This window comes from Streptomyces sp. (assembly GCF_031178505.1).
Taxonomy (GTDB): Bacteria; Actinomycetota; Actinomycetes; order Streptomycetales; family Streptomycetaceae; genus Streptomyces; species Streptomyces gulbargensis.
Map to the genome: position 1 here is coordinate 1 of NZ_JAPSIW010000376.1, position 6,687 is coordinate 6,687.

Sequence of the window (6,687 nt, forward strand, 5' to 3'; positions counted from 1 at the left end):
CGCCGTGCTGCACCTGCCGAAGAAGCGGCGCGCGACCGGCACCCGGATCGACTTCCTCGGCGCCGGCCTGCTGACCGTCGGCATCACGGCGATCGTCCTCGTCACCACCTGGGGCGGCACCGAGTACGCGTGGGGTTCGGCCACCATCGTCGGCCTCTCCGCCGCCGGTGTCGCCGCCCTCGCCGTCTTCCTGTACGTGGAGACCCGGGCGAGCGACCCGATCATGCCGCTGCACATCTTCCGCAGCCGCAACTTCACCCTCATGTCCCTCATCGGCTTCATCACCGGCTTCGTGATGTTCGGCGCGGTCCTCTACCTGCCGATCTTCCAGCAGTCGGTGCAGGGCGCCTCCGCGACCAACTCCGGCCTGCTGCTCCTGCCGATGCTGCTGTCGATGATGGTCGTCTCGCTGCTCGTCGGCCGGTTCACCACCAGCACCGGCAAGTACAAGGCCTTCCCCATCGCGGGCGGCGCGCTCATGGTGGTCGGCCTCTTCCTGCTGGCCCAGATGGACACCGGTACCTCCCGCCTCGTGTCCGGCGTCTACATGGCGCTCCTCGGCGCCGGCATGGGCTTCCTGATGCAGATCACGATGCTCGTGGCGCAGAACAGCGTCGAGATGAAGGACATGGGCGTCGCGTCCAGCTCGACCACGCTCTTCCGGACGCTCGGCTCCTCCTTCGGCGTCGCGATCATGGGCGCGCTGTTCACCGGCCGCGTCCAGGACGAGATGGCGGCGCGGGGCGGCTCCGCGCTCACCGAACGGACCGCCCAGCTCGACGCGGCGAGCCTGGCGAAGCTGCCGGCGGCGCTGCGCGAGGCCTACCAGTACGCGGTGGCGGCGGGCACCCACTCCGCCTTCCTGGTCGGCTCCGCCGTCGCCGTCCTGGGATTCGTCCTCGCCTTCTTCGTCAAGGAGGTGGCGCTGCGGGGCGCCGGACCGGCCGCCGCGGAGCGGAAGCCCGCCGGGCCGGAGGGGACGGGCGACGGGGCGGCCAAGGTCGCCGAGACGGTCTGAGCGGTACGGGCCGGCCGCGGTCGCCACGGCGAACGGCCGGCCCGAGCGGCGGTACGGCCGGGGGCCGGGTCCTTCCCAGGGCCCGGCCCCCGGCGTACCCCCCCGCCACCACCCGGCCCGGTCCTCAGTCCGGGAACCGCAGCACCGGGAAGCTCCCCGTGTTCGTCGGCGCGTGGTCCGGCAGCCACAGCACCGCGATGGCCCCGCCGACCCCCTCGGGCGTCCCCTCCGCCGCCACGTTCCGGAAGGTCAGCCGGGCCCCCAGGACCCGCGCCTGGCCGGCGGCGATGGTCAGGCCCAGGCCGTGCCCGCGTCCGGCGCGGTCGCTCGCCCCCGTACGGAAGCGGCTCGGGCCCTCCTTCAGGAGCGCCTCGGGGAACCCGGGCCCGTGGTCGCGGACCCGTACCACCCGGCCCTCGACGGTGACCTCCACCGGCGGCTTCCCGTGCCGGGCCGCGTTGGCCAGCAGATTGCCGAGGATCCGCTCCAGGCGCCGCGGATCGGTGTTCACCCACGACTCGTGGACGACCCGCACGACGACCGCCGGATCCAGCGTCCGCACCCGCCGCGCCACGAACTCCCCGAGGGCGATCTCCTGGAGCTCGGCCCGCTCCGAGGCCCCGTCGAGCCGGGCCACCTCCAGAACGTCCTCGACCAGCGTCCGCATCGCCTGCGCCCGGTCCCGTACGAGCTCCGAGGGCCGGCCCGGCGGCAGCAGCTCGGCGGCCGTGAGCAGCCCGGTCACCGGGGTCCGCAGCTCGTGCGCGATGTCCGCCGTCACCCGCCGCTCGGCCTCGATCCGCTCGTGCAGGGCGTCGGTGAGCGCGTCGATCGCCCAGGCCAGGTCGTCGGTCTCGTCCCGTACGACCCCGCCCACGGCCTCCCGCACCCGCACGTCGGTGTTGCCCTGGGCGACCCGCCCGGCCGCGGCGGCCGCCTTCCGCAGCCGCCGTGAGAGCTGGGCGCCGATGAGGATGCCGCCCGCGCAGCCGCCGAGGACGACCGTCACCGACCCGATGACGAGGGCCCGGTCCAGATCCTCCATGATCCGCGCGCTGCGGTCGGCGAAGGGGATGTGCAGCGAGAGCACGTCACCGTTGGCCAGGGGCACGGCGGCCCACACGTCGGGCGGTCCGCCGTGCCGGTGCTCCTGCACGAACGTGCCGCGCCGCCGGTCCCGCATCAGCTGGTCGAGCTGCGGCGGCAGCGCCGGGTCGTTGATCTTGGTGCCGAAGCGGGGTTCCTTCGGCTTGGAGGTCTCGTACATCCGCTGGGCGAAGAGGAGCCGCTCCATCTGCACCTCGCGCGCGTTGTCCAGCATCGAGATGCGGGCCGCGTTGTGCACGACCACGCTCAGCGTGACCGCGATGAGCGCGCTGACGGCCGAGATGGCGACGGCGATCTTCCAGCGGACGCCGGTACGGAGGCGGAAGCGTCCCACCGGTCGGTCAGCCCCTGAGCTTGTAGCCGAAGCCGCGGACCGTCTCGATCCGGTCCTGGCCGATCTTGGCGCGCAGCCGCTGCACATGGACGTCGACGACACGGGTGTCGCCGCCCCAGCCGTAGTCCCACACCCGCTCCAGGAGCTTGTCCCGGGACAGGACGGTGCCGGGAGCCGAGGAGAACTCCAGGAGCAGCCGCATCTCGGTCGGCGTGAGCGCCACCGGTGCCCCACCCCTGCGGACCTCCATGCCCTCGGTGTCGACCTCCAGGTCCCCGAAGACGAGCAGGCCGCCGCCGTCCGCCGCCCCGTCCTCGCGCTCGGCGCCCGCGGGGCCGCCCGCGTGGCCGAAGCGGCGCAGTACGGCCCGGATACGGGCCATCAGCACGGCCCCGTCGAAGGGCTTGGTGACGTAGTCGTCGGCCCCCGCCTCCAGACCGAGCACGACGTCGATCGAGTCGGCGCGGGCGGACAGCATGATCACCGGGACGGTCGACTCGTCGCGGATGCGGCGGCAGAGGCTCACGCCGTCCATGCCGGGCAGCATCACGTCGAGCAGGGCGATGTCCGGACGGTGGGCCCGGAAGGCGTCGAGGCCGGAGAGTCCGTCCGGCATGGCCGTGACCCGGAAGCCGTCCCGCTCCAGGGCCAGCTGGGTGGCCTCGCGGATGACGTCGTCGTCCTCGACGAAGAGGACATGGGTTTCGGCCATCGTGCGTGTCCTTCGAAGGTCTCTCGAACGGGGAGGGGAGCGGACCGGCAGGGTCCGCTCCGGGGGAGCGGGAAGGCGGGCGGGGTTCGGGGCTCGGCTCCGGCTCAGCCCGTCCCGGGCTCGGCCGGCTCGGGCTCGGCGCCGCCGTCACCCAGGGCCCGGCTGTAGTCGTTGTGGACCCAGTCGTGCTGCGTGAACCTGTTGCCCGTCCAGCGGTACGTGATCACGTCCTCGCCCGACGGGTAGGCGACCGGATCACCCTTCGCGTACACCTGCTTCGTGACGATCAGGTCGCCCCGGTCGATCGTCGCGTAGACCGCCGCGTCCTCGGCCATGAACACGTTCTCGTACCGGTCGCTCTGCTTCCGGTACACGTACGTGCCGATGCCGACGGCGTCCCCGCAGGTCATCACGTTGACGACGACGTCCGGGGCGGCGGAGCCGGTCAGATTGCCGTAGGAGGCGTCCACCGGGTAGGCGTCCGCGACGCACGGCTTCAGGTCGGCCTTCAGCCGCTCGCCGATCTTCGGGTCGTTCTTGAGCAGGGTGATCGGGTTCACCCGCTCGGCCGGGCCCGGACCGTCGCCCGCCGTGGGGGAGGGCGGCGACGCGGCCGTGGCGCCCTCGTCGGAGCGGGCCGCGCCCTCGTCGCGCGAACCGGTGCCGCCGGTGGAGCAGGCGGCCAGGGACAGGCCGGCGGCGACGAGCCCGGCCACCGCCGTGAAACCCGCCGCCCGCACCGTACGCCGACGGCGGCGGCCACCGGTCCCGTACCGGTCACCACCGCCCGCCCCACGCACCGCCGGCCCGTCGCCGGATCCAGGGCCCTCGCCGGTTCCGCGCCCGCCGCGTCCACCGTCGCCGGGGCCGTCACCGCCGCGTCCGCCGCCGGCTCCGCCTCTGCCGCCGGCTTCGCCGTCTAGGCCGCGCACCGCTCCCGCCCTCCCTCGTCACCCCGTACGGTCCTCGTCCGCTCCCCGGCCCCGCCCTGCGCGCGGGCGTCCAGGTCACGGCGCTCCAGCTCCTGGCGGAGCCGCGCGAGCGCCCGGTGGAGCGTCGACTTCACGGTACCCGTCGACATGCCGAGCGCCGCCGCCGTCTCCTCCGTGCTCATCTGTTCCCAGTGGCGCAGGACGACGACGCTCCGCTGCTTGGGGGCGAGGACCTTCAGGACGTCCATCAGCAGGGCGCGGTCGGCGTGCTGCTCGGTGGGGTCGTCCACGCTGCCGTCGGGCAGCTGCTCGGTGGGGACCTCCTCCAGCTTGCGCGCGCGCCACCACTCGGTCCGGGTGTTGATCATCACCCGGCGCAGGTAGGCGTCGGCGAGGGACTTGTCGGCGATGCCGTCCCAGCGGCCGTACGTCCGGGCCAGCGCGGTCTGGAGCAGGTCCTGGGCGTCGACCGGGTCCGGGACGAGTCGGCGGGCGCTGCGCAGCAGCGCGTCCTGCCGCGTGCGTACGTACTCCTCGAAGTCGAGCACCTCGCCGTGCCTCATCCGAACCGCCTCCGATCCCCGTGACCTGCTTGTTCCCTCGTGTCGGCGACGACGCTACGGAGGAGTTGTCACGGGGCTGTGCGGGGCAGCCGTCGGTGGACGCACGGCTACCCATCGGTTGTGTAACAGCCGGGGCCGCAGGGGACGGGAACGGTCCGGGGCGTCAGAAGCCGCGAGGGGCCCGGACCCTCGGGCAGCCGGAGCGGCCCGGACCCCTCAGGAGAGCGGCAGGCGGTACCGGCCGTCGTCCAGGGGTTCGACCAGGCCGTCCGCGACCAGGCCGTCCAGCGCCCGGGCCCGCTGCACCGGCTCGTCCCAGACCCGGTCCAGGGCCGCCTGCGCGACCGGCTCCCGGCTCTCCCGCAGGACGGCGAGGAGCCGCCCGCGCACCTGACGGTCGGTGCCCGCGTACGTCTGGCCGCGGCGCGGTGGCCCGTCGTGCGCCGGCTTCCCCGCGAGCCGCCACACGCACCGCGCCGCGATCGGGCAGCGCCCGCAGTCCTCGTTCTTCGCCGTGCACACCAGGGCGCCCAGCTCCATGGAGGCCGCGGCCCAGCGGGCCGCCGTGGACTCGTCCTCGGGCAGCAGCGCGCGGGCGAGCCGCCGCTCGGCGGCCGTGGTGGCGTTCGGCGGGTACTGCACACCGGTCGCCGCGCGGGCGAAGACCCTGCGCACATTGGTGTCGAGGACCGGGTGGCGCTGCCCGTACGCGAAGGAGGCCACGGCCGCCGCGGTGTACTCGCCGATGCCCGGCAGCGCGAGGAGCTGGGCGTGATCGCTCGGTACGTCGCCGCCGTGCCGTTCCGTTATGGCCACGGCCGCCGCGTGCAGCCGCAGCGCGCGGCGCGGGTAGCCGAGCCTGCCCCACGCGCGGACCGCCTCGCCGGGGGCCTCGGCCGCCAGGTCGGCGGGGCGGGGCCAGCGGGCGAGCCACTGCTCGTACACCGGGAGGACCCGGACCACCGGGGTCTGCTGGAGCATGAACTCGCTGACCATCACGCCCCAGGCGCCGGCCTCGGGGCGGCGCCAGGGCAGGTCGCGGGCGTGCCGGTCGAACCAGGCGAGGACGGGACCGTGCAGCTCGGCGGGGACGACATCGGGTCCGGCGGTCCCGCCCGCCCCTGCGGCCGTGCCCGTCGTCCCGCCGGCCGCCCCGGTGTCCCCGGCGGCCGGGGGGCCGGCCGGCGGGGAGGAGGGGACGGCGGAGGACGGGGAGGCGGCGGGCGCGGGCGGGACGGTGGGGATGGAGGGGGCGCCGGAGGCGGTGGGGGCATCGGTGGAAGTCATGGCACCCCCGATCCTGGCACGACCGGCGCGCGATCAGTACGCGCCGTGGCGCGCGCGGGGGCGGCGCGCGGAGTGCGCGGCGGCGTGCGCCGGGGTCGCGGGCCCGCGGCCGGCGCACCACACCACCAACGAGCTGCGGCTCGACCGTGCCGTCTCGACCAGGGACCGCGTCGGGCGCCGGGCCGCCTGCATGAAGAGAACCGCGATGAGCGCCCCGAGCAGCAGGCCGGCGGTCACGTCGTGCGGGTAGTGGACGCCGACGAAGACCCGCGAGAAGGCCATGAGCAGGGCCATCGGGACGGTCAGCCAGGCCATGCCGCGCCAGGAGAGGGCGAGGGCGAGCGCTGCGGCGCCCGCGATGGCCGAGTGGTTGCTGGGGAAGGACCAGTCGCCGTACACCGGGCAGTCGACGAGCGGCGCGGGTGCGCCCACGACCGCGCGGCACGGGCGCTCCTCGTCGATCAGCGACTTCAGGCCCTCGCTCACGACGTACCCGAAGGCGGTGGCCAGCGGGGCGAGCAGGGCGAGGGCCATGGCCTCGCCGGACCGGTCACGGGAGCGCCACCAGCCGGCCAGGAACAGGGCGCCGAAGAGGAGCAGCCCCAGTTCCGTCCACACCTCCGCGAGCCACTGGAACCAGTGCGGGGTGGAGTGGGCGAAGTCGGCGACGTCGAGATACAGCCGGTCGGAGAGGTCGAGGAGGTTGTCCATGGTGCATGACGCTAACCGGAATC

The 6,687-nt window shown here is 74.5% G+C and carries 7 protein-coding genes; 1 reads left to right on the forward strand and 6 read right to left on the reverse strand.

From position 1 onward, the window contains the following. Positions 1-1,018, forward strand: a 1,018-nt coding sequence (locus RIF68_RS22500) for an MFS transporter (protein WP_309053095.1), incomplete at its 5' end; no start/stop codon positions are given. A gap of 124 nt (positions 1,019-1,142) precedes the next feature. On the opposite strand, the gene cseC is transcribed toward RIF68_RS22500, so the two are convergent. The 6 genes from cseC to RIF68_RS22530 all read right to left on the reverse strand — a co-directional run. Then, positions 1,143-2,459 carry a two-component system sensor histidine kinase CseC gene (gene cseC, locus RIF68_RS22505; RefSeq protein ID WP_309053096.1) on the reverse strand — a complete coding sequence of 439 codons (1,317 nt, stop codon included), beginning with the start codon at positions 2,457-2,459 and terminating at the stop codon, positions 1,143-1,145. A 7-nt stretch (positions 2,460-2,466) separates the two neighbouring features. Next, on the reverse strand, positions 2,467-3,171 hold the full coding sequence (gene cseB, locus RIF68_RS22510) for a two-component system response regulator CseB (protein ID WP_309053097.1): 705 nt from the start codon (positions 3,169-3,171) through the stop codon (positions 2,467-2,469). 104 nt (positions 3,172-3,275) lie between these two features. Then, positions 3,276-3,971 carry a hypothetical protein gene (locus RIF68_RS22515; protein ID WP_375165141.1) on the reverse strand — a complete coding sequence of 232 codons (696 nt, stop codon included), beginning with the start codon at positions 3,969-3,971 and terminating at the stop codon, positions 3,276-3,278. 119 nt (positions 3,972-4,090) lie between these two features. Then, on the reverse strand, positions 4,091-4,666 hold the full coding sequence (locus RIF68_RS22520) for a SigE family RNA polymerase sigma factor (protein WP_309053099.1): 576 nt from the start codon (positions 4,664-4,666) through the stop codon (positions 4,091-4,093). Between the two features lie 216 nt (positions 4,667-4,882). Further along, positions 4,883-5,953, reverse strand: a complete 1,071-nt coding sequence (locus RIF68_RS22525) for an A/G-specific adenine glycosylase (RefSeq protein ID WP_309053100.1) — start codon at positions 5,951-5,953, stop codon at positions 4,883-4,885. A 33-nt stretch (positions 5,954-5,986) separates the two neighbouring features. Continuing rightward, a partial coding sequence (locus tag RIF68_RS22530) for a phosphatase PAP2 family protein (RefSeq protein WP_375165732.1) occupies positions 5,987-6,687 on the reverse strand: 701 nt, incomplete at its 5' end.